The organism is Micromonospora echinofusca (assembly GCF_900091445.1).
In the GTDB taxonomy this organism is placed as follows: domain Bacteria; phylum Actinomycetota; class Actinomycetes; order Mycobacteriales; family Micromonosporaceae; genus Micromonospora; species Micromonospora echinofusca.
On sequence record NZ_LT607733.1, the window covers coordinates 5,581,592 to 5,605,357 of the forward strand.

General features: G+C 74.0%; 22 protein-coding genes. 11 read left to right on the top strand and 11 right to left on the bottom strand.

The genetic code is table 11. The features are described 5' to 3' along the window. Nucleotides 1-31 precede the first annotated feature (31 nt). Together GA0070610_RS23750 and GA0070610_RS23755 are read left to right on the top strand one after the other, a co-directional pair. Nucleotides 32-988: an acyl-CoA desaturase gene (locus GA0070610_RS23750; protein WP_089002103.1), complete on the top strand. Its 957-nt coding sequence runs from the start codon at nucleotides 32-34 to the stop codon at nucleotides 986-988. Nucleotides 989-1,059: 71 nt separating this feature from the next. Then, a complete protein-coding gene (locus GA0070610_RS23755) occupies nucleotides 1,060-1,749 on the top strand; it encodes a TetR/AcrR family transcriptional regulator (protein ID WP_089003693.1) in 690 nt (229 codons plus the stop codon). Between the two features lie 12 nt (nucleotides 1,750-1,761). On the opposite strand, the gene GA0070610_RS23760 is transcribed toward GA0070610_RS23755, so the two are convergent. From GA0070610_RS23760 to GA0070610_RS23785, 6 genes are all read right to left on the bottom strand, one after another. Continuing rightward, entirely contained in the window at nucleotides 1,762-2,238 is a 477-nt protein-coding gene (locus GA0070610_RS23760) for a DUF4383 domain-containing protein (protein ID WP_089002104.1), read from the bottom strand. Nucleotides 2,239-2,463: 225 nt separating this feature from the next. Then, nucleotides 2,464-2,919, bottom strand: a complete 456-nt coding sequence (locus GA0070610_RS23765) for a DUF4383 domain-containing protein (RefSeq protein WP_089002105.1) — start codon at nucleotides 2,917-2,919, stop codon at nucleotides 2,464-2,466. 113 nt (nucleotides 2,920-3,032) lie between these two features. Further along, complete coding sequence (locus tag GA0070610_RS23770) at nucleotides 3,033-4,838, bottom strand: ABC-F family ATP-binding cassette domain-containing protein (RefSeq protein WP_089003694.1); 1,806 nt, start codon at nucleotides 4,836-4,838, stop codon at nucleotides 3,033-3,035. Between the two features lie 166 nt (nucleotides 4,839-5,004). Further along, nucleotides 5,005-5,961: a 4-(cytidine 5'-diphospho)-2-C-methyl-D-erythritol kinase gene (locus GA0070610_RS23775; RefSeq protein ID WP_089002106.1), complete on the bottom strand. Its 957-nt coding sequence runs from the start codon at nucleotides 5,959-5,961 to the stop codon at nucleotides 5,005-5,007. Nucleotides 5,962-5,971: 10 nt separating this feature from the next. Further along, the gene (gene rsmA / locus GA0070610_RS23780) at nucleotides 5,972-6,841 is read right to left on the bottom strand and encodes a 16S rRNA (adenine(1518)-N(6)/adenine(1519)-N(6))-dimethyltransferase RsmA (RefSeq protein WP_089002107.1); all 870 of its coding nucleotides are present in this window, start codon (nucleotides 6,839-6,841) and stop codon (nucleotides 5,972-5,974) included. A 55-nt stretch (nucleotides 6,842-6,896) separates the two neighbouring features. Next, on the bottom strand, nucleotides 6,897-7,823 hold the full coding sequence (locus tag GA0070610_RS23785) for a TatD family hydrolase (protein ID WP_089003695.1): 927 nt from the start codon (nucleotides 7,821-7,823) through the stop codon (nucleotides 6,897-6,899). Between the two features lie 82 nt (nucleotides 7,824-7,905). On the opposite strand from GA0070610_RS23785, the gene GA0070610_RS23790 reads away from it, so the two are divergent. Continuing rightward, nucleotides 7,906-9,135 carry a hypothetical protein gene (locus GA0070610_RS23790; protein ID WP_089002108.1) on the top strand — a complete coding sequence of 410 codons (1,230 nt, stop codon included), beginning with the start codon at nucleotides 7,906-7,908 and terminating at the stop codon, nucleotides 9,133-9,135. Between the two features lie 90 nt (nucleotides 9,136-9,225). Continuing rightward, entirely contained in the window at nucleotides 9,226-10,077 is an 852-nt protein-coding gene (locus GA0070610_RS23795; protein WP_089002109.1) for an alpha/beta fold hydrolase, read from the top strand. A 109-nt stretch (nucleotides 10,078-10,186) separates the two neighbouring features. Here GA0070610_RS23795 and metG read toward each other — a convergent pair whose 3' ends face one another. After that, nucleotides 10,187-11,989 carry a methionine--tRNA ligase gene (metG, locus tag GA0070610_RS23800; protein ID WP_089002110.1) on the bottom strand — a complete coding sequence of 601 codons (1,803 nt, stop codon included), beginning with the start codon at nucleotides 11,987-11,989 and terminating at the stop codon, nucleotides 10,187-10,189. 158 nt (nucleotides 11,990-12,147) lie between these two features. On the opposite strand from metG, the gene GA0070610_RS23805 reads away from it, so the two are divergent. Beyond that, on the top strand, nucleotides 12,148-13,176 hold the full coding sequence (locus GA0070610_RS23805; RefSeq protein WP_392567269.1) for a hypothetical protein: 1,029 nt from the start codon (nucleotides 12,148-12,150) through the stop codon (nucleotides 13,174-13,176). Nucleotides 13,177-13,264: 88 nt separating this feature from the next. On the opposite strand, the gene rsmI is transcribed toward GA0070610_RS23805, so the two are convergent. Then, entirely contained in the window at nucleotides 13,265-14,131 is an 867-nt protein-coding gene (gene rsmI, locus GA0070610_RS23810) for a 16S rRNA (cytidine(1402)-2'-O)-methyltransferase (RefSeq protein WP_089002112.1), read from the bottom strand. Between the two features lie 66 nt (nucleotides 14,132-14,197). Here rsmI and GA0070610_RS23815 point away from each other — a divergent pair, with 66 nt between their 5' ends. Next, complete coding sequence (locus GA0070610_RS23815; protein ID WP_089002113.1) at nucleotides 14,198-15,931, top strand: dolichyl-phosphate-mannose--protein mannosyltransferase; 1,734 nt, start codon at nucleotides 14,198-14,200, stop codon at nucleotides 15,929-15,931. Nucleotides 15,932-16,387: 456 nt separating this feature from the next. Next, nucleotides 16,388-17,041, top strand: a complete 654-nt coding sequence (locus tag GA0070610_RS23820; RefSeq protein ID WP_089002114.1) for an HNH endonuclease family protein — start codon at nucleotides 16,388-16,390, stop codon at nucleotides 17,039-17,041. A 46-nt stretch (nucleotides 17,042-17,087) separates the two neighbouring features. Here GA0070610_RS23820 and GA0070610_RS23825 read toward each other — a convergent pair whose 3' ends face one another. Continuing rightward, on the bottom strand, nucleotides 17,088-17,357 hold the full coding sequence (locus GA0070610_RS23825; RefSeq protein ID WP_089002115.1) for a hypothetical protein: 270 nt from the start codon (nucleotides 17,355-17,357) through the stop codon (nucleotides 17,088-17,090). A gap of 255 nt (nucleotides 17,358-17,612) precedes the next feature. Here GA0070610_RS23825 and GA0070610_RS23830 point away from each other — a divergent pair, with 255 nt between their 5' ends. Both GA0070610_RS23830 and GA0070610_RS30695 read left to right on the top strand, forming a co-directional pair. Continuing rightward, nucleotides 17,613-18,269, top strand: coding sequence for a 4'-phosphopantetheinyl transferase family protein (locus tag GA0070610_RS23830; RefSeq protein ID WP_089002116.1), 657 nt, complete (start codon nucleotides 17,613-17,615; stop codon nucleotides 18,267-18,269). A 226-nt stretch (nucleotides 18,270-18,495) separates the two neighbouring features. Next, nucleotides 18,496-19,545, top strand: coding sequence for a hypothetical protein (locus tag GA0070610_RS30695; RefSeq protein ID WP_157747219.1), 1,050 nt, complete (start codon nucleotides 18,496-18,498; stop codon nucleotides 19,543-19,545). 152 nt (nucleotides 19,546-19,697) lie between these two features. Here GA0070610_RS30695 and GA0070610_RS23845 read toward each other — a convergent pair whose 3' ends face one another. After that, on the bottom strand, nucleotides 19,698-20,387 hold the full coding sequence (locus GA0070610_RS23845) for a hypothetical protein (RefSeq protein WP_157747220.1): 690 nt from the start codon (nucleotides 20,385-20,387) through the stop codon (nucleotides 19,698-19,700). A gap of 255 nt (nucleotides 20,388-20,642) precedes the next feature. On the opposite strand from GA0070610_RS23845, the gene GA0070610_RS23850 reads away from it, so the two are divergent. Beyond that, nucleotides 20,643-21,197, top strand: a complete 555-nt coding sequence (locus GA0070610_RS23850; RefSeq protein ID WP_089002120.1) for a M23 family metallopeptidase — start codon at nucleotides 20,643-20,645, stop codon at nucleotides 21,195-21,197. A gap of 141 nt (nucleotides 21,198-21,338) precedes the next feature. Then, complete coding sequence (locus tag GA0070610_RS23855) at nucleotides 21,339-22,697, top strand: glycosyltransferase family 2 protein (protein WP_089002121.1); 1,359 nt, start codon at nucleotides 21,339-21,341, stop codon at nucleotides 22,695-22,697. Nucleotides 22,698-22,769: 72 nt separating this feature from the next. Here GA0070610_RS23855 and GA0070610_RS23860 read toward each other — a convergent pair whose 3' ends face one another. Further along, a complete protein-coding gene (locus tag GA0070610_RS23860) occupies nucleotides 22,770-23,723 on the bottom strand; it encodes a helix-turn-helix domain-containing protein (RefSeq protein ID WP_089002122.1) in 954 nt (317 codons plus the stop codon). Nucleotides 23,724-23,766: the final 43 nt, after the last annotated feature.

Consider the following 23,766-nt stretch of genomic DNA (forward strand, 5'->3'; position numbering starts at 1 on the left):
ACGTGATCATCGCGTCCCCTTGCGAGGTGCCATGTCCACCACGTCCCTCGACCCCGCCGCCGGTCCGAAGCCGCTCACCCAGGGCACCCAGTCACGGGGCATCCTCATCGCCCTCTGGGCGTTCGTGGTGATCCCCTTCCTGGCCCTCCTCGCCGCCGTGCCGGTCGCCTGGGGCGGCTGGCTGAGCTGGACCGACGTGGCCGTCGCCGCGTTCTGGTACGTCGTCTCGGGCCTGGGCATCACCGTCGGCTACCACCGGTACTTCACCCACGGGTCGTTCAAGGCGAAGCGCTGGCTGCGGGTCGCGCTGGCGGTGTCCGGCTCGCTGGCGGTGCAGGGCGAGATCATCCAGTGGGTGGCCGACCACCGGCGTCACCACGCCTTCTCCGACCTGGAGGGCGACCCGCACTCGCCGTGGCGGTACGGCGAGAGCGTCCGGGGTCTGACCAAGGGTCTGTTCCACGCGCACGTCGGCTGGCTCTTCGGCCGCGAGCTGTCCAACCGCCGACGCTTCGCCCCGGACCTGCTCGCCGACCGGGACATCAACCGCGTGGACCGGCTGTTCCCGCTGCTGGTGGTGGTCTCGGTCCTCGGCCCGGCGCTGATGGGCGGCCTGCTCACCTGGTCGTGGCGGGGGGCGCTGTCCGCGCTCTTCTGGGCCGGCCTGGTGCGCATCGCGCTCCTGCACCACGTCACGTGGTCCATCAACTCCGTCTGCCACGTCTACGGAGAGCGGCCGTTCGCGGTGCGCCAGGGCGACCGGGCGTCGAACTTCTGGCCGCTGGCGATCGTGTCGTTCGGCGAGAGCTGGCACAACCTGCACCACGCCGACCCGACCAGCGCCCGGCACGGCGTACTGCGCGGGCAGGTGGACATCTCGGCCCGGGTGATCTGGCTGTTCGAGAAGGCCGGCGCGGCCTGGGACGTGCGCTGGCCGAAGCCCGAGCGCATCGCGGCGAAGCTCGTCGAACCGGCCGCCGGGCGGTAGCGCGGGCGGTGGGCGCGGGGGCCGCCTGGCAGGATGGCCGGGTGACCGAGCGCCGGCGGAGTGACGAGAACATGGCCGATGTCCCTGGCCGCGACCGCGCGACCAACCGGCGGCCGGCGGTTCCCGCCGGGGCCGGCAAACCCTCCGCACGCGTACGCATGTCGGCGGCCCAGCGCCGGGAGCAGCTGATCGCGATCGCCCGGCAGATCTTCGCCGAGCGCGGCTTCGACGCCACCTCCATAGAGGAGGTGGCGGCCCGCGCGAAGGTCTCCAAGCCGGTGGTCTACGAGCACTTCGGGGGCAAGGAGGGGCTCTACGCGGTGGTGGTGGACCGGGAGGTACGCGCCCTGCTGGACCGGATCACCACGGCCCTGACCGCAGGGCACCCGCGCGAGCTGCTGGAGCAGGCGGCACTCGCCCTGCTGACCTACATCGAGGAGGAGACCAGCGGCTTCCGGGTGCTGGTACGGGAGTCGCCGGTGCTGTCGGCGGCGGGCAACTTCAGCAGCGTGATGAACGACGTGGCCCACCAGGTGGAGCACATCCTCGGGGCTGAGTTCTCCAGCCGGGGCTACGACCCGAAGCTGGCCGAGCTCTACTCGCAGGCCCTGGTGGGGATGGTGGCGCTGACCGGCCGCTGGTGGCTGGAGGTGCGCAAGCCGCGCAAGGAGACCGTGGCGGCGCACCTGGTCAACCTGGCCTGGAGCGGGCTGTCGCACCTGGAGGCGAAGCCGAGCCTGATCACGGTCCGGGGGCGCTGAGCCCGATGCCGGTCAGCGGCCGTGGGCCTCGGAGACCGGGTGGTGGCGGCGGCGCCGTTCCTCCTCGGCGTGCTCGTCGGTGCCGACCTTGTCGTACAGGCCGGTGCCGAGCAGGAGCAGGCCGAAGAGCATCGACACGATCACCGTCGACATCGAGAAGTTGAGGAAGTTGGCCTGGGTCTGGAGCACCGACATCATGAGGATGCTGGTGACCAGGAAGATGATCCCGGCGGTCAGGTTCATGTAGTGGCCGAGGTTGCCGCGCCGGGACGCCCCGACGACGAGCACGATCCCGAAGACGACGGAGGCCAGCGAGAAGGCCAGGTTGGTGCGGAGCCCGAGGGCCCAGTTGTCGCCCCGGTCGAAGAGTGGGTCGCCAACCGTCAGGGCGACGCCCCAGACCCCGAAGACCAGGATGTAGAGCCCCACCAGGCCGGCGAGGAGCCGGTAGACCGGTCGCGCCGGATGGTTCACGGGAAAGTGCGGCATGACCCCTCCACCAATCAGGACATTCACCCTGATTGTCCCCCGGAGGGGGTCGTCCGTCCGCCAAACCGCCCAATGGCAGGCGGAACCACAAAGATCCCACCCCACCGGGCCGCAACGGCCGGACGGAGCGGGACCACGTCGGTTTTCGCCGGAGCCCGACCCGCGCAGGGATCAAGCCTGACCGCCCGGAGCGGGTCGGGCTCCGGCGAAAACCCACCAAACCACTCAGAGCACGAGGCGGGCCTTCTGCCAGGCCTCCTGCTCCTCGTCCGTGCCGACCTTGCCGTACATGCCGACCATCAGCAGGACCAGGCTGAGCACCATCAGCGCGACGACGGTGAAGACGCTGAAGTTGAAGATGTTGGCCTCGGTCTGGATGAAGGCGAGGCCGGCGAGGCTGATCACCATCATGACGTACGCCAGCCACTGGTTGATCATCACGTCGATGTTGCGGCCGATCGCGGTGCCGGCCAGCACCGCCGCCCCCAGCAGGACGCTGAGCAGCGAGAAGCCGAGATTCGTGCCCTGGCCGAGGACCTGGGTGTCATCCTGGGCGAGGACCTCGTTGCCGGCGCTCGCGATGATGCCGAGCACGCCGAAGGCCACCAGGTACAGACCGGTCAGCCCGCCGATCGCCCGGTAGACCGGCCGCGCGGGGTGGTTGACGGGGGTGTGGGCCATGTCTGAGTCTCCAACGCCGTTCGGGTGAGGGTCGACAGCGATTGTCCCGCACGCCGGGGTGTGACGCCGCACACGGGGGGCCTCCCGGTGCGGCGCCACGAGCAGGCGGTGGCTCAGCTCGACGGGATCTCGTCGGCCAGGGCCAGCCAGGACTCCTCGGTGCGCTCCCGCTCGGCCCGCAGCTCCTTGAGCTGGGCGTCGAGCTCGGCGACCTTGGCGTAGTCGGTGGCGTGCGCGGCGAGCTGGTCGAGCAGCGTCGCCTCCTTCTGCTCCAGCTTGGCGACCTGCCGTTCCAGCCGGGCCAGCTCCTTGCGGGCCTGCCGCGCCTCGGCGGCGGACATGCCGGTCGCGGCGGGGGCGTCGGCGCCGGCCCCGGAGGCCGTCTCGGGCAGCACCGGGTCGGGCCGGCCGGCGGCCCGGGCGAGGTACTCGTCGACGCCGCCGGGCAGGTGCACCAGCCGGCCGTCGCCGAACATCCCGTACGCGACGTCGGTGACCCGTTCGATGAGGTACCGGTCGTGGCTGGCCACGATGACGGTGCCGGGCCAGGAGTCGAGCAGGTCCTCCAGCGCGGCGAGGGTGTCGGTGTCCAGGTCGTTCGTGGGCTCGTCGAACAGGAGCACGTTCGGCTCACCGGCGAGCAGCCGCAGCATCTGCAAGCGGCGGCGCTCGCCGCCGGAGAGGTCGCTGACCGGCGTCCAGAGCCGCCGGTCGTCGAAGCCGAAGACCTCGGCGAGCTGGGCGGCGGAGACCTCCCGGTCGCCGAGCTGCACCCGCCGGGCCACCTCCTCCACCGCTTCGAGCACGCGCAGGTGACCGGGCAACTCGGCCAGTTCCTGGGAGAGGAAGGCCGGCCGGACCGTCGAGCCGGTGGCGAAGCGCCCGCCGTCGGGACGGGTGATGCCGGCCAGCATCCGCAGCAGGGTGGTCTTGCCCGCCCCGTTGCGGCCGAGGACGGCGATCCGGTCGCCGGGGCCGACCTGCCAGGTGGTGTCGCGCAGGATCTCCTTCGGGCCGGCGTGCAGGGTGACGTGCTCCAGGTCGTACACCTGCTTGCCGAGCCGGGCGGTGGCGAGCCGTTGCAGCGACATGGTGTCGCGGGCCGGCGGGACGTCGGCGATGAGGGCGTTGGCGGCGTCGATGCGGAAGCGCGGCTTGGACGTGCGGGCGGGCGGGCCGCGCCGCAGCCAGGCGATCTCCTTGCGGAGCAGGTTCTGCCGGCGGGCCTCGGTGGCCGCCGCGACCCGGTCCCGCTCGGCGCGGGCCAGCGTCCACGCGGCGAAGCCGCCCTCGTACGCCCGGACGGTCTGGTCGGCGACCTCCCAGGTGGTGGTGCAGACGGCGTCGAGGAACCACCGGTCGTGGGTGACCACGACGAGCGCGCCCTTGCGCCCGACGAGGTACTTCGCCAGCCAGTCGACGCCGCCGACGTCGAGGTGGTTGGTGGGCTCGTCGAGGATGAGCAGGTCGGACTCGCGCACCAGCAGCGCGGCCAGCGCGACCCGCCGCCGCTCGCCGCCCGACATCGGGCCGACGGGCTGGTCGAGGCCGAGGTGGGGCATGCCGAGGCCGTCGAGGATGGCTCGCACGCCGGCGTCGCCGGCCCACTCGTGCTCGGCGCCCATGCTCTCGCCGAGCCAGGCGGTGCCGAGCACCACGTCCCGGACGGTGGCCTCGGGGGCGAGCTGGAGGGTCTGCGGCAGCCAGGCGACCCGCAGGTCGCGGCGGTGGGTGACCCGGCCGTCGTCCGGCTCCTCGATCCGGGTGAGCAGCCGCAGCAGCGTGGACTTGCCGGCGCCGTTGAGGCCGACCACGCCGATCCGGTCGGCGTCGTCCAGGCCGAGCGAGACGTCGGTGAGCAGCGGCCCGGCGGCCCCGTAGCCCTTGGACACCCGGTCCAGGTTGACGATGTTGGCCACGACCTCACCTCCCATGATCAAGGCGTCCCGGTGCCGGTCGGCACCTGGGACGCCTGAGCTTCCAGCGTACGCGGACCGCCCCGCCGCCCGCCGGGCGCGGGCTCCCGCGAACCTGGGCCGGCGGCCCCCGGGGAGGTCGGGTCGGGCGCGGGGCGCAGCGGGCCGGTCAGGTGATGCGCGCGCCGGGGACCGGGCCGTGCGCGGTGCGCGCCTCGCGGCACACGTCGGCGGTGGTCAGCTCCGCGGCGATGCGCTCCGCGTCGGCGGCGTCCGTCGCGAGGAAGACGCAGGTCGGACCCGAACCGGAGACGATGCCGGCCAGCGCGCCGGCCGCATCGCCGGCCTTCAGCGTCTCCGCCAGCGACGGGCGCATCGCCAGGGCGGCGTCCTGGAGGTCGTTGCCGAGGGTCGCGGCGAGCACCCGGGGGTCGCGCTGGCGCAGCGCGGCGAAGAGCGCGTCGGTGCTGCCCAGCGGCTCGCCGGCGGTGCCGACGTCGCGCAGCCGGTCGAGTTCCCGGTAGGCGGCCGGCGTGGAGAGGCCGCCGTCCGCGACGGCCACCACCCAGTGCCAGGTGGTGGGGCGGGCCAGCACGGGACTGACCGTCTCGCCCCGGCCGGTGCCCAACGCGGTGCCCCCGTGGATCAGGAACGGCACGTCGGAGCCGAGGCCGGCGGCGATGCGGGCCAGCTCGTCACGCGACAGCCCGGTCCCCCAGAGCGCGTCGCAGGCGACCAGCGCGGCGGCCGCGTCGGCGCTGCCGCCGGCCAGCCCGCCGGCCAGCGGGATCTGCTTGCGCAGGTGCAGCCGGGCGTGCGGCGGCACCCCGGCGTAGCCGGCGAGGGCGTGGGCCGCCCGGATGGCCAGGTTGGTGTCGTCCAGGGCCAGCTCGCCGGCGCCCTCGCCCTCCATGGTGAGGGTGAGCGTGTCGCCCCGACGGGCGGTCAGCTCGTCGTGGATCGAGATGGCGTGGTAGACGGTGTTCAGCTCGTGGTAGCCGTCGCGGCGCAGCGGCCCCACCCCGAGATGCAGGTTGACCTTGGCGGGCACCCGGACGCGCACCGGTCCGCTGGCGCCACGCCGCCGCTGCTCGTCCTCGTCGTCCGGTCCCCAGGCCTCGGTCACGGGCGTCAGCCTACTGCGCGGCGGGTGGGGCGACCGGAGCCGACGCGGCGATGGCGGCGAACTGCTCGACGGTGAGCGCCTCGCCCCGCGCGCCGGGGTCGACGCCGGCGGCGGTGAGCGCCTCGGCCGCCCGGTCGGCGCCGCCGGCCCAGCCGGCCAGCGCTGCGCGCAGGGTCTTGCGGCGCTGCGCGAAGGCCGCGTCCACCACGGCGAAGACCCGTTCCCGGGGTACGTCGGCGCGGGGCGGCTCACGGCGGGTGAAGGCGACCAGCCCCGAGTCGACGTTCGGCACCGGCCAGAAGACGTTCGGCGGGACCTTGCCGGCGGCGCGGGACGAGGCGTACCAGGCGAGCTTGACCGACGGCACCCCGTACACCTTGGAGCCCGGGCCGGCGACGAGCCGGTCGGCGACCTCCTTCTGCACCATCACCAGCCCCTGGCGCAGGCTGGGCAGCTCGGCCAGCAGGTGCAGCACCACCGGCACGGCCACGTTGTAGGGCAGGTTCGCCACCAGCGCGGTCGGCGCGGGATCGGCCAACTCGGCGGCGCGGACGCGCAGCGCGTCGGCGTGGTGCACGCTCAGCCGCGCGGCGTCGGGGCCGGCGTGCCGGGCGGCGGTCTCCGGCAGCGCGGCGGCCAGCGTCGGGTCCAGCTCCACGGCGTGCACGTGCGCGGCGGCGGGAAGCAGGGCGAGGGTGAGGGAGCCGAGGCCGGGGCCGACCTCCAGCGCCACGTCGTCCGGGGACAGCCCGGCGGCGGTGACGATGCGCCGGACGGTGTTCGGGTCGTGCACGAAGTTCTGGCCGAGCCTCTTGGTGGGGGTGACGCCCAGCCGGGCGGCCAGTTCCCGGATCTCCGCCGGGCCGAGGAGACCGGTCACGCCCCGTAGCCTATGCGGGCCGCTCCCGGGGCGCGCGGGCCAGGGGTCCTCCCCGTCACCACGGGCCGAAGACGCGGTCGCCGGTGGCGGAGATGGCGGCGCAGAGTTCGTCCAGGTCCGTGCCGGTCGTCTCGGCCAGCGACCGTACGGTCAGCGGGATCAGGTACGAGGCGTTCGGCCGGCCCCGGTGCGGCATCGGGGTCAGGTAGGGCGCGTCGGTCTCCACCAGGAGCTGCCCGACCGGGGTCGCCGCGGCGGCCTCCCGCAGGGCGGCGGCGCTGCCGAACGTGACCGTGCCGGCGAAGCTGAGCAGGTAGCCCCGGCGGACGCACTCGCGGGCGAAGTCGGCGTCGCCGGAGAAGCAGTGCAGCACCACCGTGTCCGGGGCGCCCTCGTCGTCGAGGATCCGCAGCACGTCGGCGTGCGCGTCGCGGTCGTGCACGACCAGCGCCTTGCCGTACCGCTTGGCGATGGCGACGTGCGCCCGGAAGCTCTCCTCCTGCACGGCGCGGCCCTCCTCGCCGGTGCGGAAGAAGTCCATTCCCGTCTCGCCGATGCCGCGCACCCGGTCCCGGGCGGCGAGCGCCTCGATCTCGCGCAGCGCCTCGTCCAGGTCGGACAGGCGGGGGGCCTCGTTGGGGTGCAGCGCCACGGTGGCCAGCACGGCCGGGTGGGTGTCGGCGACGTCGGCGCCCCAGCGGGAGGAGGCGACGTCCACGCCGACCTGCACCAGCCGGTCGACGCCCACCGACGCGGCGACGGCCACGGCCACGGCGACCGGGTCCCCGGCGGGCCCGTCGCCCGGCTCCCCGTCCGCGCGCGGGCGTGGGGGTACGCCGGCCTCGCTGACGGTGATGTCGAGGTGGGTGTGGCTGTCCAGCACGGGGCGGGGCAGCGGCTCGGGTACGGGCGGGAACTCCCCGGCCCGGCGGGCGGCGCGCTGCTTGCGGGTTTCGGTGGGCTCGCTCATCGCGGCCAGCATCACACACGGCGGGCGGCCGGTGTTCCGGGGACGCCACCGGCCGTTCACCGGAACGGCACATCTCGCGCCTAGCGTCGTCGGCGTGACCGTCACCCCTCAGAGCAGCGGAAACGGCCCGCGCGTGACGTACGGGGGCGTGGTGTACCCGGCGGAGGAGATCGCCCGGGGCGCGGCGTACGAGCTGTTCAGTGCCGAGGAGGCACCCGGATTCGAGTGGGCGCCCCGGCCCGGCGCCGCGCTGCCGTGGCGCAGGTTCGCGCACGCGAGCGAGGTCGGCGTCGTGCAACCGGCGGTGCCGGCCGAGGAGGCGGAGTCCCCGCTGCTGGTGCCGCTGCACCGCGAGCGGGGCTGGTCGTACGTGCAGCAGCTCAGCCAGCAGCCGGCTGCCGCCGGTGATCCGACGCTGGCGGCGGTGCGCGCCTCAGCGGTGCTGCGGCGGGGCACCCGGATGGTCAAGGTGCTCTCCGCCCGGCAGCTCGCCGGATACGTGCGCGGGTGGCTGCCGCACGGCTTCTGCTACCGGGAGCACGACGTGGCGCACCTGCGTACGCCGGCGGCCACGGCCGTGCTGCGCACCGACGGCACGGACGGTCACGACGGCGCGGACGTCACGTACGTGCTGCGCTGGCGGGCGGCCGACCCGGCCGACTACGACGTGCCGGTCGGCGAGGCGCACCGGGGGCTGACCGCGCTCGCGCCGCGGGACCGGCTGGGCGGGGCGGTGCTCGGCACCGGTTTCGTGCCCAGCAGCGCCCAGCTCGTCCCGGAGTTCGTCACCCGGGACTTCGCGGACCTGCCGATGCCGGCGAACGCCACCCTGCTCGCCTACCCGCCCGACGGCGCGGAGGTGGTGCTCTACAGCTACCAGGCCGAGCAGCGCGGCTGGCTGCGGATGGTGGGCCCGCAGTGGCGGCACCTGCTGGCGGCGGTGCCGGGGCTCTCCCCCGACCAGGAGTACGTGCCGACCGGCGAGGCACCCCGCTCCACCCGCCTGGTCGGCGGCTACGCCGGCGGCGAGTACGAGGCGGTGGCCGACCTGCCGGGCGGGTTCCGGGTGCTGGCGATGACGCGGGCCGCCCGCTACCCGGTGGAGTCGGCGGCGCGCCGGCTGCGGCTGGCCGACTGGCGGGGCGTGCCCTGCCTGGTGCTGCGGGAGGAGTCCGGGTGGCTGCGCCTGCGCCTGCGCCGGCCCGGCCCGGACGCCGTGGCGGAGACCGGGGCGCAGTGCCAGGAGCGGGGCGTCTACGAGACGTGGGCGCCCGCGGACGAGGTCACCGACGACCGGGTGGTGGACCTGCCGTACGCGCCGTGACCCGGGCCCGGCAGGCGCGTGCGGCGGCATAACCATGGGCAGGACGGGAACCCGCCGGCGTCCCGACCGTCACGTGACGAGGAGACGCGCATGCCTTTCATCACCGTGGGGACGGAGAACTCCGCCCCCGTAGACCTGTACTACGAGGACCACGGTTCCGGGCAGCCGATCGTGCTCATCCACGGCTTCCCGTTCAACGGGGCGACCTGGGAGAAGCAGACCGGGCCGCTGCTGGCCGCCGGATACCGGACGATCACGTACGACCGGCGGGGCTTCGGCAACTCCGCCCAGCCGGCGTCCGGGTACGACTACGACACCTTCGCCGCCGACCTCGACGTGCTGATGACGGAGCTGGACCTGCGGGACGCGATCCTGGTGGGGCACTCGATGGGCACCGGCGAGGTGACCCACTACCTGGGCGTGTACGGCTCGCAGCGGGTCGACCGGGCGGTGCTGCTGGCCCCGCTCGCGCCGTTCCTGCTGAAGACCTCGGACAACCCGGAGGGGGTCGAGAAGAGCCTGTTCCAGGGCTTCCAGCAGGCCATCCTCGACGACCGGTTCGCCTACCTCACCACCTTCTGCGAGGCGTTCTTCAACTACCAGGAGAACAAGGGCAGGCTGGTCAGCGAGGAGGCGTTCCGGGCGCACTGGGAGATCGGCACCCGGGCCTCGGCGAAGGGCACCCACGACAGCGTGGACGCCTGGCAGACCGACTTCCGAGGTGACGTGTCCCGCATCGACGTGCCGGTGCTGATCGTGCAGGGTGACGCCGACGCGGTGCTGCCGTACCCGAAGACCGGTCAGCGGCTCCAGCCGATGCTGCCCGGCAGCCAGCTCGTCACGCTGAAGGGCGCGCCGCACGGCATCCCGTGGACGAACGCGGCGGAGGTGAACCGCAGCATCATGGACTTCATCGGCGCGCCGGCGATGGCCCGGGCCTGACGCGTCACGGCCACCGGCTCCTCGACGGCGACCGGCGCGGCGGCCTGCACCCGACGGCGACGGGCGCGGCCCCCGAGGGGGTCGCGCCCGTCGGCTGGGCAGGGGGCCGTCAGTCGGCCAGGCGGGCCAGTTCCTCGTCGACGATCGACGGGTCGAGCTTGCGGAAGACCGGCTTCGGCGCGGCCAGCGACCGACCGGCCTGAAGCGGTACGGACTCCCAGCGCGCGCCGACGGTGTAGTCGCCGGTCAGCACCGGGTACGCGGGCCCGCCGTCGAGGTCCTCGACCTCCTCGATCACCGGCATCGGGGCGTGCACGCCGGTGCCGCCGAGCAGCTCGTGCACCTTCTGCGCGGAGTGCGGCAGGAACGGCGTGAGCAGCGTGTTGGCGTCGCTGACCACCTGGAGGGCGACGTGCAGGATGGTGCCCATCCGCGGCTTGTCGTCCTCGCCCTTGAGCTTCCACGGCGCCTGCTCGGAGAGGTACCGGTTGGCCTCGGCGACCACCCGCATCGCCTCGCCGATGGCCTGCTTCTGCCGGTGCCGGGCGATCAGGTCGCCGACGGCGGCGAAGCCGGCCCGGGCGACGGCGAGCAGCGCCTCGTCGGCCTCGGTGAGGCCGGCCGGGTCGACGGGCGGGATCGCGCCGAAGTTCTTGGCCGCCATGGAGACGGACCGGTTGACGAGGTTGCCCCAACCGGCGACCAGCTCGTCGTTGTTGCGGCGGAGGAACTCGGCCCAGGTGAAGTCGGTGTCGTTGCTCTCCGGGCCGGCGGCGGCGATGAAGTAGCGCAGCGCGTCGGCGTCGTAGCGCTCCAGGAAGTCGCGGACGTAGATGACGACCCGGCGCGACGAGGAGAACTTCTTCCCCTCCATGGTCAGGTATTCACTGGAGACCACCTCGGTGGGCAGGTTGAGCCGGCCCAGCCGGCCCGGCTCGCCGTCGCGGCTGCCCGCGCCGGAGTAGCCGGAGAGCAGCGCCGGCCAGATCACCGAGTGGAAGACGATGTTGTCCTTGCCCATGAAGTAGTAGGCGCGGGCGTCCTTCCCCTCACCGTCGGTGGACCACCACCGGCGCCACGCCTCGGGGTCGCCGGAGCGGCGGGCCCACTCGATGGAGGCGGACAGGTAGCCGATCACCGCGTCGAACCAGACGTAGATGCGCTTGTCGGGGCGCTCGCGCCAGCCGTCGAGCGGGATCGGCACGCCCCACTCCAGGTCGCGGGTGATGGCCCGGGGCTGGAGGTCGTCGAGCAGGTTCTTCGAGAAGCGCAGCACGTTGGGCCGCCAGCCCTCGCGGGTGTCGAGCCACTGCCGCAGCACGTCGGCCAGGGCGGGCAGGTCGAGGAAGAAGTGCTCGGTCTCGACGAACTTCGGGGTCTCGCCGTTGATCCGCGACTTCGGGTCGATCAGGTCGATCGGGTCGAGCTGGTTGCCGCAGTTGTCGCACTGGTCGCCGCGCGCGCTGTCGTAGCCGCAGATCGGGCAGGTGCCCTCGATGTAGCGGTCGGGCAGCGTCCGGCCGGTGGACGGGGAGATCGCCCCCATGGTGGTCTTCGGGACGATGTAGCCGTTGTGGTACATGCCCTCGAACAGCTCCTGCACCACCGCGTAGTGGTTGCGGGTGGTGGTGCGGGTGAACAGGTCGTAGGAGAGCCCGAGGCCGTGCAGGTCCTCGACGATCACCCGGTTGTAGCGGTCGGCCAGCTCGCGCGGGGTGACCCCGTCGGCGTCCGCCTGCACCTGGATGGGGGTGCCGTGCTCGTCGGTGCCCGAGACCATGAGCACGTCGTGCCCGGCCATCCGCATGTACCGGCTGAAGACGTCGGAGGGAACGCCGAAACCGGAGACGTGGCCGATGTGGCGCGGGCCGTTGGCGTACGGCCAGGCGACCGCCGCGAGAACGTGACTCATGACCAGCAAGCCTAGTGACCCGCTCTCGGTGACCGCGAACCAATAGGGCCCGCGGGTCGGCGGCCCGGCCGGATGGGCTCCGTCGTTTGCCCGATTTGTCGCCGACACGCGGCCTGAGCTGCCGGCCGAGGTCCCGGTCGCGGGGTGCAATGAACGCCGTGACTGGCAGACGAGCGGCCCCCGATCGCGACGACCGTCCCTCCGGCCCCGCGGACGGCGGTGGGGCGGGGGCGCCGCGCGGCACCCTCGCGCCGCACCCCCGGGTGGTCCCGGCCGCCGCGCCGCCGGAGCCGCCCACCGAGGCCGCCGGCACGGGGTCCGCGCCGCCGCCCCCCGCGCCCGCCGTGGAGGTGGAGCCCACGACCGGGGCGCCGGTGGACGCCCTGCCGCGCCGGGTCCCGGTCCGCCAGCCGAACCGCTGGCCCCGCCGCGGGCGTCCGGTCGCCGACGGCACGCCGGACCCCGACGACGGCGGGCGTACGCCGGACGACGCGGGCGGTCGGTCGGCGCCCGCCCGGAACGACGCCGGGCGTACGCCGGACGGCGGGGACGGGCCGGACGACGACGGCGCGTACTGGCCGCCGATCGAGCTGGTGCACTGGGACGGCACGCCGATCCGGGAGGATCCGCCGCACGAGCGGCGACGGTCGACGCGGGACGAGGCCGCGCGGCGGCGGGCACCACGCCGCCCCCGCCCGCCCGATCCGCTGCCGGGGCTGGCCGCGCTGCTCGCCTTGAGCCTGGTCACGGCGTTCTTCGCGTGGGTCAGCGCCGGCCCGTTCTGGCTGGCGGTGGGGCACGCCACGCGGGGCACGGTCGTGATCGCCGATTGCACCGGGAGCGGGTTGACGCAGCGCTGCCGGGGCAACTTCGCCCCGGCCGACGAGACGTGGACCGCACACGGCGTACGGGTGAGCGGGGTGGCCGCGGAGCGCACCGCGACCGGCGCGACGCTGCCGGCCCGGATGACCGGCCCGGGCGGCGGCACCGCGTACGCGGACACCGGCCCGGCCGCGCACCTGCGCTGGCTGCTCGGCCTGCTGGTGGTGCTGGGCTGCGCCGCCGGGATCGCCCGCTGGACGGGGTCGACCCGGATCGCCGACCCGCGCGCCCGCCGCTGGGCGGTCACCGGCGCGCTGGCCGGTCCGCTGGTGATCACCGCCGGCTTCCTCGTCGCCGCCTGGTGAGACCCCGGTCAGACGCCACCGGCACAACGCCGGGTGCCCGGTCGGGGTGCCGGATGCCCGCGCGGGCGCTGGCGTCCCGCGCGGCTGCTCAGGCGTGCACGACGGTGTAGACGTCGCGGCGGCGCAGCGCGTACTGGGTGGCGACCTCGGTGATCGCGTCGCGGCGGGACAGGCCGGCGGCCTCGCGGGCGGCGACGGCGGCCCGCAGCGTGTCGTCGTCGGGCCGCTCGGGGGCCGACTCGGGCGCGCCGGCCACGACGAGGGTGATCTCGCCGCGCGGCTCCCCCTCGCTCGCCCAGTCCGCCAGTTCGCCGAGGGGGCGGCGGACGATCTCCTCGTACGTCTTGGTCAGCTCGCGGCAGAGCGCGGCCGGCCGGTCGGCGCCGAACGCGGCGGCCAGGTCGGCCAGTGCGGCGGCGATCCGGTGCGGCGCCTCGAAGAAGACCAGCGTCCGCTCCTCGGCGGCGAGGGCCCGCAGGCGCGACCGGCGGGCTCCGCCGGTGCGCGGCAGGAAGCCCTCGAAGCAGAACCGGTCGCAGGGCAGGCCGGAGAGGGCCAGGGCGGTGGTGACCGCGCTCGGGCCCGGCGCGGCGGTGACCGGCACGCCGGCGTCCAGGGCGGCGGTGACCAGCCGGTAGCCCGGGTCGGAGACGCTCGGCATGCCGCCGTCGGTCACCAGGGCCACGACGTAGCCGGCGGAGAGCACGTCGACCAGCTCGGGGGTGCGCCGTTCCTCGTTGCCCTCGAAGTAGGAGACGATCCGGCCGCCGACGGTGACGTCGAGGTCCCGGGCCAGCCGGGTGAGCCGGCGGGTGTCCTCGGCGGCCACCACGTCCGCGGCGGCGAGCACCTCGCGGAACCGGGCGGAGGCGTCGGCGGGGTTGCCGAGCGGCGCGCCGAGCAGGACCAGGCGCCCGGTTGCGGACATTTCACCCACGAGATGCGACTCCTTCATCGACGACGTTGCCGGTATCGGAGACGACGGGCGCCACCGGGCACCTTCGCAGCCTACGATCGCCGGGTGACGAGTGCGTCGACAGCACAGAGCGCGGACCAGGCGGAGCCGGATCCCACGGACGGGGGTCCGCCCCAGGGACCGCCGAGCGCGTCCGGCGGGGTTCCCGGCGTGGTCCGGCGACGGCTGGCCACGGTCGAGGCCGGGCTGGACGGGCGCTCCTGGCTCGCCACGGGCGTGGTCGTCGCGATCGCGGCGATCCTGCGCTTCGTCGGGCTGAGCCACCCGCCGGGCAAGATCTTCGACGAGACCTACTACGCCCGGGACGCCTGGGGGCTGGTCGACAAGGGCGTCGAGTGGAACTTCAAGGACGGCGGCCCGTCGTACGTGGTCCATCCGCCGCTGGGCAAGTGGCTGATCGGGCTCGGCGAGTGGGCCTTCGGCTACTCGGACGCCGAGCACGGCATCTCGGTGCCGGGGCAGCTGATGACGACCGCGCCGGAGTTCGGCTGGCGGGTCTCGGCGGCGCTCGTCGGCACCCTGTCGGTGCTGCTGCTGGTGCGCATCGGCCGGCGCATGTTCCGCTCCACCGTGCTCGGCTGCGCCGCCGGCCTGCTGCTCGCCCTGGACGGCTTCCACCTGGTGCTGTCACGCACCGCGCTGCTCGACATCTTCCTGCTCTTCTTCGTGCTGGCCACCTTCGGCGCCCTGGTGCTCGACCGCGACGCGCGGCGCCGCCGGTGGGCGCGGGCGCTGGAGGCCGGCCTGGACCCGGGCCGGCCGGGGCGGGCCGGGCGGCCGGCGGGCGGCTGGCGGAACTGGCCGTGGTGGCGGCTCGCCGCCGGCGTCCTGTTCGGCTGCGCCTGCGCGGTGAAGTGGAGCGCGCTCTACTTCCTGCCCGTCTTCGCGCTGCTGGTGATCCTGTGGGAGGTGGGCGTCCGCCGCTCCGCGGGCGTACGCCGGCCGTGGCGGGACACGCTCCTCGACGAGGTGCCGTGGCTGGTGCTGGCCGGGGTGCTGCTCGTACTCACCTACGTCGCCACCTGGTCCGGCTGGCTGCTCGGCGACGAGGGCTACTACCGGCTGGCCGAGCGCTACCCGAACGCCCCGCTGAGCGACGCCCCGGTGTTCGGCGCGCTCAACAACCTGATCGAGTACCACAAGGCCGCGTACGGCTTCCACGCCGGCCTCGACGACCCGCACAAGTACCAGTCGTGGCCGTGGCAGTGGCTGCTGCTGGGGCGGCCGGTCGCCTTCTACTGGTCCGGCGACGGGTCCTGTGGGGCGGCGAGCTGCGCCGCGGAGGTCCTGCTGCTCGGCACTCCCCTGCTCTGGTGGTCGTTCCTGCCGGCCCTGGTGGCGCTGGCCTGGCTGGGCCTGGCCCGGCGGGACTGGCGGGCGGGGGCGATCCTGCTCGTCGTGGCGGCCGGCCTGCTGCCCTGGTTCTGGTTCGCGCTCGACGGCCGGACGATGTTCTCCTTCTACACCGCACCGGCGCTGCCGTTCCTGGTGCTGGCGGTGACCTACGTGCTCGGCGCGATCGTCACGCCGGCCGGCCCACCGGGCGCCGCCACCGCGCAGATCGGCTCCCCGGCCACGGACGCGCAGCCGGGCTCCCCCGCCCCGGGTGGCGAGTCCGACGAGGCGCGGGAGCGCAGGCTCGTCGGCGGGGTGATCGTCGGGGCGTACGTCCTGCTGGTCGCGCTCTGCTTCGCGTACTTCTATCCGATCTTCGTCGGGAAGCTGCTGCCGTACGCGGAGTGGTCCGCGCGGATGTGGCTGGACGGCCGCTGGATCTGACGGCACGGCACGGCACCCGTCGCCGCCGCGAGCGGCGCGGCGGGCGCACGGAGAACGGGCCCGCACGCGGTGGCGTGCGGGCCCGTTCGACGTATAAGCGCGCCCCGATCGCCTGCCACGGGGGAAGCGGGCGATTGGGGCGCGCATCAAGAGCTTAACCACCCCGTACCACTGGCACAACGGGTCGACTTCGGTCAGATTTCCGACCGACGTGACACCGAACGGATGGTTTACATCCGGCATCTTACGGTCCGTCATCCTGCGCAAACGGTACGGATCGACGCCGTCGGCGGGTCCGGCATCTGCCACATTTTGCCGGTGACGGGATTCCCAGCAGTCGCGAGTTCCCGTAACGTATCGACAGATTTGGTTCTCCGGCCATCTCGGGTCCGGTCCGCCGGCACCCCGGCCGGTTGCACTGTGGGCCAACCCCCGATCGATCGGACGGAGTTCGCGATGACCCGTACCCTCCGCTGGGCAGGCGGCCTGCTGGCCACCGTCACCGCCGCCACCCTCGGACTGTCCGCCCCCGCCCAGGCGGCCACCGTCTCGGTGCCGTTGCGCACCCTCGTCGCCGACCTGCCGGTGGCCGCCGAGAGCCGCACCGGCTACTCCCGGAGTCTCTTCCCACACTGGACCGACGCGGACTCGGACGGCTGCAACACCCGGTACGAGGTACTGATCGCCGAGGCCACCACCCGCCCCACCGTCGGCTCCGGCTGCCAACTGACCGGCGGGCGCTGGCGCTCCTACTACGACGGCGCCTACTGGACCAACCCGTCCGATCTCGACATCGACCACATGGTCCCGCTGGCCGAGGCGTGGGACTCGGGCGCCCGGAACTGGACCACGTCGCGGCGACAGGCGTTCGCCAACGACCTCGGCGACGTCCGATCGCTGGTCGCGGTGACCGACAACGTCAACCAGGCCAAGGGCGACCAGGACCCGGCGACCTGGCTGCCGACCAACGAGAAGTGCCGCTACGTCGGCGAGTGGGTCGCGGTGAAGACCCGGTGGCGGCTGAGCGTGGACAGCGCCGAGAAGAGCGCGCTGACCAGCCGGGCGAGTTCCTGCACGAACATCACGCTCACGGTGACGCACGCGTACTGATCGCCGGGCGCCCCGGGGCGGCCGACCGGCCGCTCCGGGGCGCTGGTCAGAAGACCCGGGGAGTGCGGGGCAGCCAGCCGATGAAGCGGTCCTGAAGGGACGCCCCGGGCGTAGCCGGCAGGTCCTGCGCCGCAGCCGCGAGGCAGGACCCCAGGTAGACGCTGAGCATGGCCCGGTCCGTCCGGTACTCCTCCAGCAGCCGGGACCGCTTGACCACGCACGGCCAGTCGGCGCCGCAGGTGCCGCAGGTCCAGCCGGGTGCCAGTGGGGCGTGCTCGTCCGATCCGGACGCCGAGGACTCCGCACCACCGGTCATCGCACTCCCTCTCCCGTTCGCCTGACGGTCCGCTCCGGGCGGCCGCCGTCGACGGTGGATGACGATCGTCCCCCGGCGACGCCCTGTCAGCGCCGCAGGACGCTCCGGCGTTACGCGGTGCGGTACGTTCACCAGTCATGGCCCTCGCGACGCCGACCGTGGACCGGGCGCCGGCCCGCCGGTGCGGTCGACACCTGCCGCACCGGCCTCCCGCCGGGCCCGCCGTCCGACAGGCGTACCCGTCGGGAGGCGGCGATGCGTGACCTGCTGCCGCCGGCCGTGGCGGTGGCCGTGGCCGGGCCGTCGGACTGGACGGGCGAGCTGCTGCCGGCCGAGCGGGCCTGCCTCAGCGATCGCGCCGTGCAGAGCCGCCGCCGCGACTTCACCGCCGGAAGGGTCTGCGCCCGGCGGGCGATGGCCGCCCTCGGCGTGCCCCCGGTCGCGGTGCCGTCGGCCGCCGACCGGTCACCGGTCTGGCCGGCCGGCGTGGTCGGCGCCATCACCCACACCGCCGGCTACTGCGCGGCAGTCGCGGCCCGCGCCGACGAGATCCGGTCGGTCGGCATCGACGCCGAGGGGCACCGCGAGCTCAACGCGGGCGTACGCCGGCTGGTCTGCCTGCCCGAGGAGGAGGACCGGTGCGCCCGCCTGCCGGCGGGGACCTCCTGGCCGGCGGTGGTGTTCAGCGTCAAGGAGACGGTCTACAAGGTGTGGCACCCGCTCGTCGGCACGTGGCTGGACTTCCACGACGCCCTGGTGGAGCTCGACCCGGACGCCGGCACGTTCACGGCCCGCATCGCGCCGGCGCGGCGCGACGCCGCCCCCGTGCCCGACCCGCCCGCGCTGGTCACGGGCCGCTTCAGCATCGACGAGGCCCTGGTGCGCACCGCCGCCGTGCTGCTGCCCCGCTGAGCCGCACACGGCACGTCGGGGCGGGCGTGACCGAACAGGGGACGGCGCGGCGCCGGCGGAGACGCGAAGATGGTCCGTTGTCCGCGCACGGTAGCGTCAGCCGCGTTTGCCGTCGTCGTCAGGTGTGCCTAGGAGTACGGTGAGTCACCCCCCGCCCCCTTACGGGCCTCAGGATCCGAACCAACCGAACCCGGAGCAGCAGCCGCAGCCGTACCCGCCGGCCCCGATGCCGCAGTTCCCCGCCGAACAGGGCGGCCACCCGCCCCAGCCGCCGACCTCCGGCGCACCGCAGACCACGGGCGATCCGTGGGCCCCGCTCCCGCCCGTGCCGCCGCAGCAGCCGGCCGGCGACCAGTGGGGTGCCCCGCAGCCACCCGTCTCCGGGGCGCCCCAGCCCCCGGTGTCGGGCGCGCCCGGCGAGCCGTGGGCGCCGCCGCCGGTCTCCGGGGCACCGCACCAGCCGGTCTCCGGCATGCCGCCGCCGGTCTCCGGGGCGCCGGGCGAGCCGTGGGCCGCCCCGCACCAGCCGACCTCCGGCACGCCGTACCCGCCGGTGTCCGGCACGCCCGGCTACCCGGCCGGTGGCCCCGGTTACCCGCCGCCCGGTGCACCCGGTTATCCGCCGCCCGGTGGGCCCGGCTACCCGCCCGGCGCACCCGGTTACCCGCTCGGAGCGCCGCACCCGGTGGCGCCGCCGAAGAAGAACAACACCGTCCTGATCGTCGTGGTCGTGGTGGCCGTGCTGGCCCTGCTCTGCTGCATCGGTGGCGTCGTCGCGCTCATCGCCGGCGCCAACAAGGCCGCGAACGACCTGGAGAGGGCCGCCCCGAGAATCACGCTTCAGCCGGACGGCCCCGCCCCGTCGGCGAGGAGCGGCGAGAACTTCAACCTGAGGCCCGGCGCCACCCTGGTGGTCGCCGACGACGAGGGCACCCTCGAGATCACGGTCACCCGGTTCACCACGGAGACCAAGGGCTGCCGCTCGTACGCGCCGGACCCGGACAAGGGCATGTACCTGATCGCCCACGTCGACGCGACGGTGACCAAGGGCAGGAGTTCCATCAACCCGTTCTACTTCGAGTGGGTGGCCGCCAACGGCACCAAGACCAACGGCCTGGCGAGCGCGCTCTCCGGCTGCGGTGACCTGCTGGGCTCCGGCAACAACCTGCCTCAGGGCAGCAAGCGGGCCGGCACGGTGGTGTTCAACGTGGCCGACAAGAACGGCACGCTCGAGTACCGGCACAGGTTCAAGACCGCCGGCTCCTGGCGGCCGTGACCCGCGGCTCGTGACGGGAGGCCGGTCCCTCGGGGCCGGCCTCCCGCGCATCTTCCGTCCGCCGGCCTTCCCCGCCTGGTCGGGTCCACCGGCCACCGTCACGTCGGCCGGCCCACGGATCGCGGCGGTGCACGGATCGCGGCGGTGCACGGTCAGCGGCCCTGCTCCAGCAGACCCGCGACCGTGATCAACGGGGTCACCAGCGACGGCAGCAGGGCGGGATCGTCCAACCGGCCGCCCCGGTAGGTGATCAGCTCCGCCGCCCGTACGCTCCAGCTCGGCACCGCCCCGGCGAGGTGTGCGGCGATCAGGGTCGGCCCGACCAGCGCCTGCTGCCCCGGCGCCGCCGCTGCCACCCGCCACTGCCGGTCGAACTCCTCGTGCCCGGTGGCATAGGTGTCGCTGCCGAACAACGCGCGGCCCAGCTTCGAGAAGGCGTGCCGCGGCGCGACCGCCAGCGTGGGGAACTCCCGTCGCAGCCACACCGAGCTGACGACGTACGTGTGGGTCTGCGAGCTGGTCGTCTGGTTGCCGTCGGCGCCGGTCGAGCTGTGCGTCTCGGTGTACGCGTACTCGGCCACGCAGACGGGTCGGCCCTGGAGCGTCCCGGTCAGCGCGAACCGCACGCCCCGGCGGTTGCGCCCCGGTACGCGGTCCGTCCAGGTGAGCTGGGGCCGCTCGACGAAGGTCCAGCCGTACCGGGCGGCCCACTGTCGCCAGCGTTCCCGCCGCTCCCGCTCCTGCCGGTGGGTCGTCACGACCAGCGCGACGATGCCCACACCGATGAGGAGGGCGACGGCCACGCAGCCGCCCATCCAGAACACGCTCCCCATCCGCTCCACGGGCGGCAGCGTAGTGACCGGCCGCACGCCCGCCGGCGTCCGGGACGGTCGCGGCTGCCGGATCCCGGTACGGGGTTCCCTCGACGCCACGCCTCGCGGGCGTCACCCGGTGTCGCGTCGACCCCTGTCGACCCATTGATCCCACCCCAGACGTCGGTGGATCGATTGATCCCCATCTGGCGCGCTGCTTAGCTCCCGGGGGCACCGTCGACCACGGCGATGCCGATTTCTGCCGACATACCAGGAAGCGATCCCATGAGAACCATGAAGACGGTCCTGCGCCGGATCGGCGGGGCCGTGACTGCCCTGCTGGTGGTTGCCGGGGCCACGGTCGCCGGCGCGACCCCCGCCGCCGCCGCGAACTACTACTACGAGCTGCCGTACCCGGCGCGCGAGTCCTACCGGGTCACCCAGGGGCCGGAGGGCACCTACTCGCACGTCGGCCCCTACAACGAGTACGCCTGGGACTTCGGGCTGCCGGCCAACTACGAGGTCTCCGCCTCGCAGGGGGGCACCATCATCATGTCGAACTGGTCGCCGTACTGGCAGAACGGCATCGAGGTGATCATCCGGCACTCGAACGGCCAGTGCACCCACTACGCGCACCTGAACCGGGCGATCTACAACGCCGGCACCTGGGTGCCGCAGGGCCGCGTCATCGGCTGGTCGGGCAACACCGGCGCGTCCACCGGCCCGCACCTGCACTTCCAGGTCATCAACTGCAACACCCGGGTGGGCATCCCCGCCACCCTCCAGGGCTGGACGCCGTACACCGGCACCTGGCCGGTGAGCGTGAACTACTACGCCTGAGGCCCGTGACCGATAATCCCAGCCATTGATGGAAGCGCTCCCGGCGGGCCCCGGAATCGGGCGGTCGGCGCCGGGGCGCGTCGCGGGCGGGGTGCCGGCAGCTGCCGGCACCCCGGTCCACAGGCTACGGAGGGAAGTCGGATGACGGCACGGACGGACGACGCGGTCGAGTTGAGCGTGGTCGTACCCACCTATCAGGACGCGCAGTGCCTGGCGCTGACGCTGCGGTCGCTGACCCGGCAGACCGTCCGCCCCGAACGCTTCGAGGTGGTCGTGGTCCGCGACGGCGGCTCTTCCGCCGGATACGCCGACGCCGTCGGGGCGGCCACCGGCCTCGACCTCCGGTTGCTCGAGTTCCCCCGGCGGAGGGGACGCTCCGCGGCCCGCAACGAGGCAGTCCGGCACACCCGGGCGCCGCTGCTGCTGTTCCTCGACGCCGACTCGTACGCCTCCCCGCAGTTGCTGGAGCGCCACCTGGCCCACCACGCGGTCGCCGGCCAGCCCGCCGTGCTGATGGGCCGGCGCGACGAGCTGAGCCTGGAACACGTCGAGGCCGTCCTCGACGGGCGGGAGCTGACCGGCGTCCCCCGCCGCCGCGCGGACCGCTCCGGGGACCTGCGCTTCCCGCACGGCGAGCCGCCGGGGCAGGACTGGCTCCGGGCGGGCTGGGCGCTGGCCTACACCCACAACATCTCGCTCGCCCGCCACCTGTTCGACCGCGCCGGCGGGTTCGACGAACGCTCCGGGCTGCGCTGGGGCCTGGAGGACATCGAGCTGTTCTACCGGGTCCACCGGCACCTCGGCGTCACCGGGTCGAACTTCGCGTACGACGACGAGGCCCGCGCGTTCCACCTCCCGCACCACCGCAACACCGACCGCAACTTCGCCGACTTCGCGGCCAACCGGAGCCTCCTGACCGGGCAGTACCACGTCATCGAGTGGGAGTTCTACGGCCTGCTGGACGTGTACGACTCGCTGGAGCGCATCGTCTACTACCGGTGGGCGGCCACCGACTGCGCACGGCGCTCGACGTGCCGCATCGGCCCGGCGTTCGACCGTCTCGCCGACCGGCTGCCCGGCCCCCGCGTGCTGTGGGTGGGCACCGGCAGCACGCAGGTCGACCTGCCGCCCGGCGCGTTGACCTTCGACTACGCCGCCCCGCCCGGTCCCACGAACCACCACCTGGTCGGCATGGACCCGCCCATCCCGGCGGGCAGCCTCGACGCGGTGGTCAGCGTCGACTTCTGGCGGTACCTGCGCTGGGACGACCTCTGCCGGTTCGTCAACACCTCCGGACGGCTCGCCCGCGAGGTGCACCTGGTCTCCACCGGCGACACCGGATCCGCGCCGCTCACGCCCGGGCCGGCGGTGCTGGGCTACCTGCGCCGTGCCCTGAGCGACGCTTTCGCCACCAGGTTGACCCACGTCGACGGGCTCGGTGAGGTGCTCACCCTGCGGTCGCTGACCCCGGCCGCGCGTAGGGGTCCGGCGCGGGTCTGACGTTCCCCGGCGACCGGTGCGCGGATCAGGCGGACGGCCGGAACTGGACCGCGCCGACCCGGTGGCGGCTCGTCATCGAGCGCGGAACCGCGAACTGCGGAAGGTGCGGCGGTAGGTGTCCGGGGGCACGCCGATGGTGCGGTTGAAGTGCCGGCGCAGCGTCGTGGCGGTGCCCATGCCGGTAGCCGCCGCGATGGCGTCGATGCTGTCGTCCGTGGTCTCCAGCAGCTCCTGGGCGTGTCGGATCCGCTGGGTCAGCAGCCAGCGCAGCGGCGTGGTGCCGGCCGCCGACCTGAAGTGGCGGCCCAGGTTGCGCGAGCTCATGTTCGCCTGCCGGGCCAGGTCCTCCACGGTCAACGCGTGGTCGAGCCGTTCGATCGCCCACGAGAACAGCTCGGCGAGCGGATGGTCGTCCTGGGCGGGCACGGGGGCGGTGACGTACTGGGCCTGGCCGCCGGCCCGGTGCGGGGGCACGACCAGGCGGCGGGCCAGCCTGTTGGCGACCGCCGAGCCGTGGTCGAGGCGGACCAGGTGCAGGCACAGATCCATCGCCGCGGCCTTGCCGGCGGAGGTGAGCACGCTGCCGTCGTCCACGTAGAGCACGTCCGGATCGACCTCCACCAGGGGATAGCGGGCCGCCAGCGCCTCGGTGTGCGCCCAGTGCGTGGTCGCCCGTCGACCGTCCAGCAGGCCGGCGGCGGCGAGCACGAACGCGCCCGTGCACAGGGACGCCACCCGTGCGCCCGCCTCGTGGGCCGCGCGCACCGCGTCGACCAGGTCGGCGGGCGGTTCCTCGTCGACGTCGACCCACCCGGGGACGATCACCGTGTCGGCGTACGCGAGCTCGTCGAGACCGCAGTCGGGCTCGAGCCGGAACCGGCCGACCCGCACCGCACCCGATCCGCAGACGGCGACGCGGTACCAGGGGTCGGCGATGCCGGTCAGATCGGCGCCGAAGACCTCGCACGCCAGGGACAACTCGAAGTGCAGCATCCCGTCGGTGACGGCCAGCGCGACAGTACCCATGTCCGAAACTGTACGGGACGTGGCGTTCCAGACACTCGCCCCG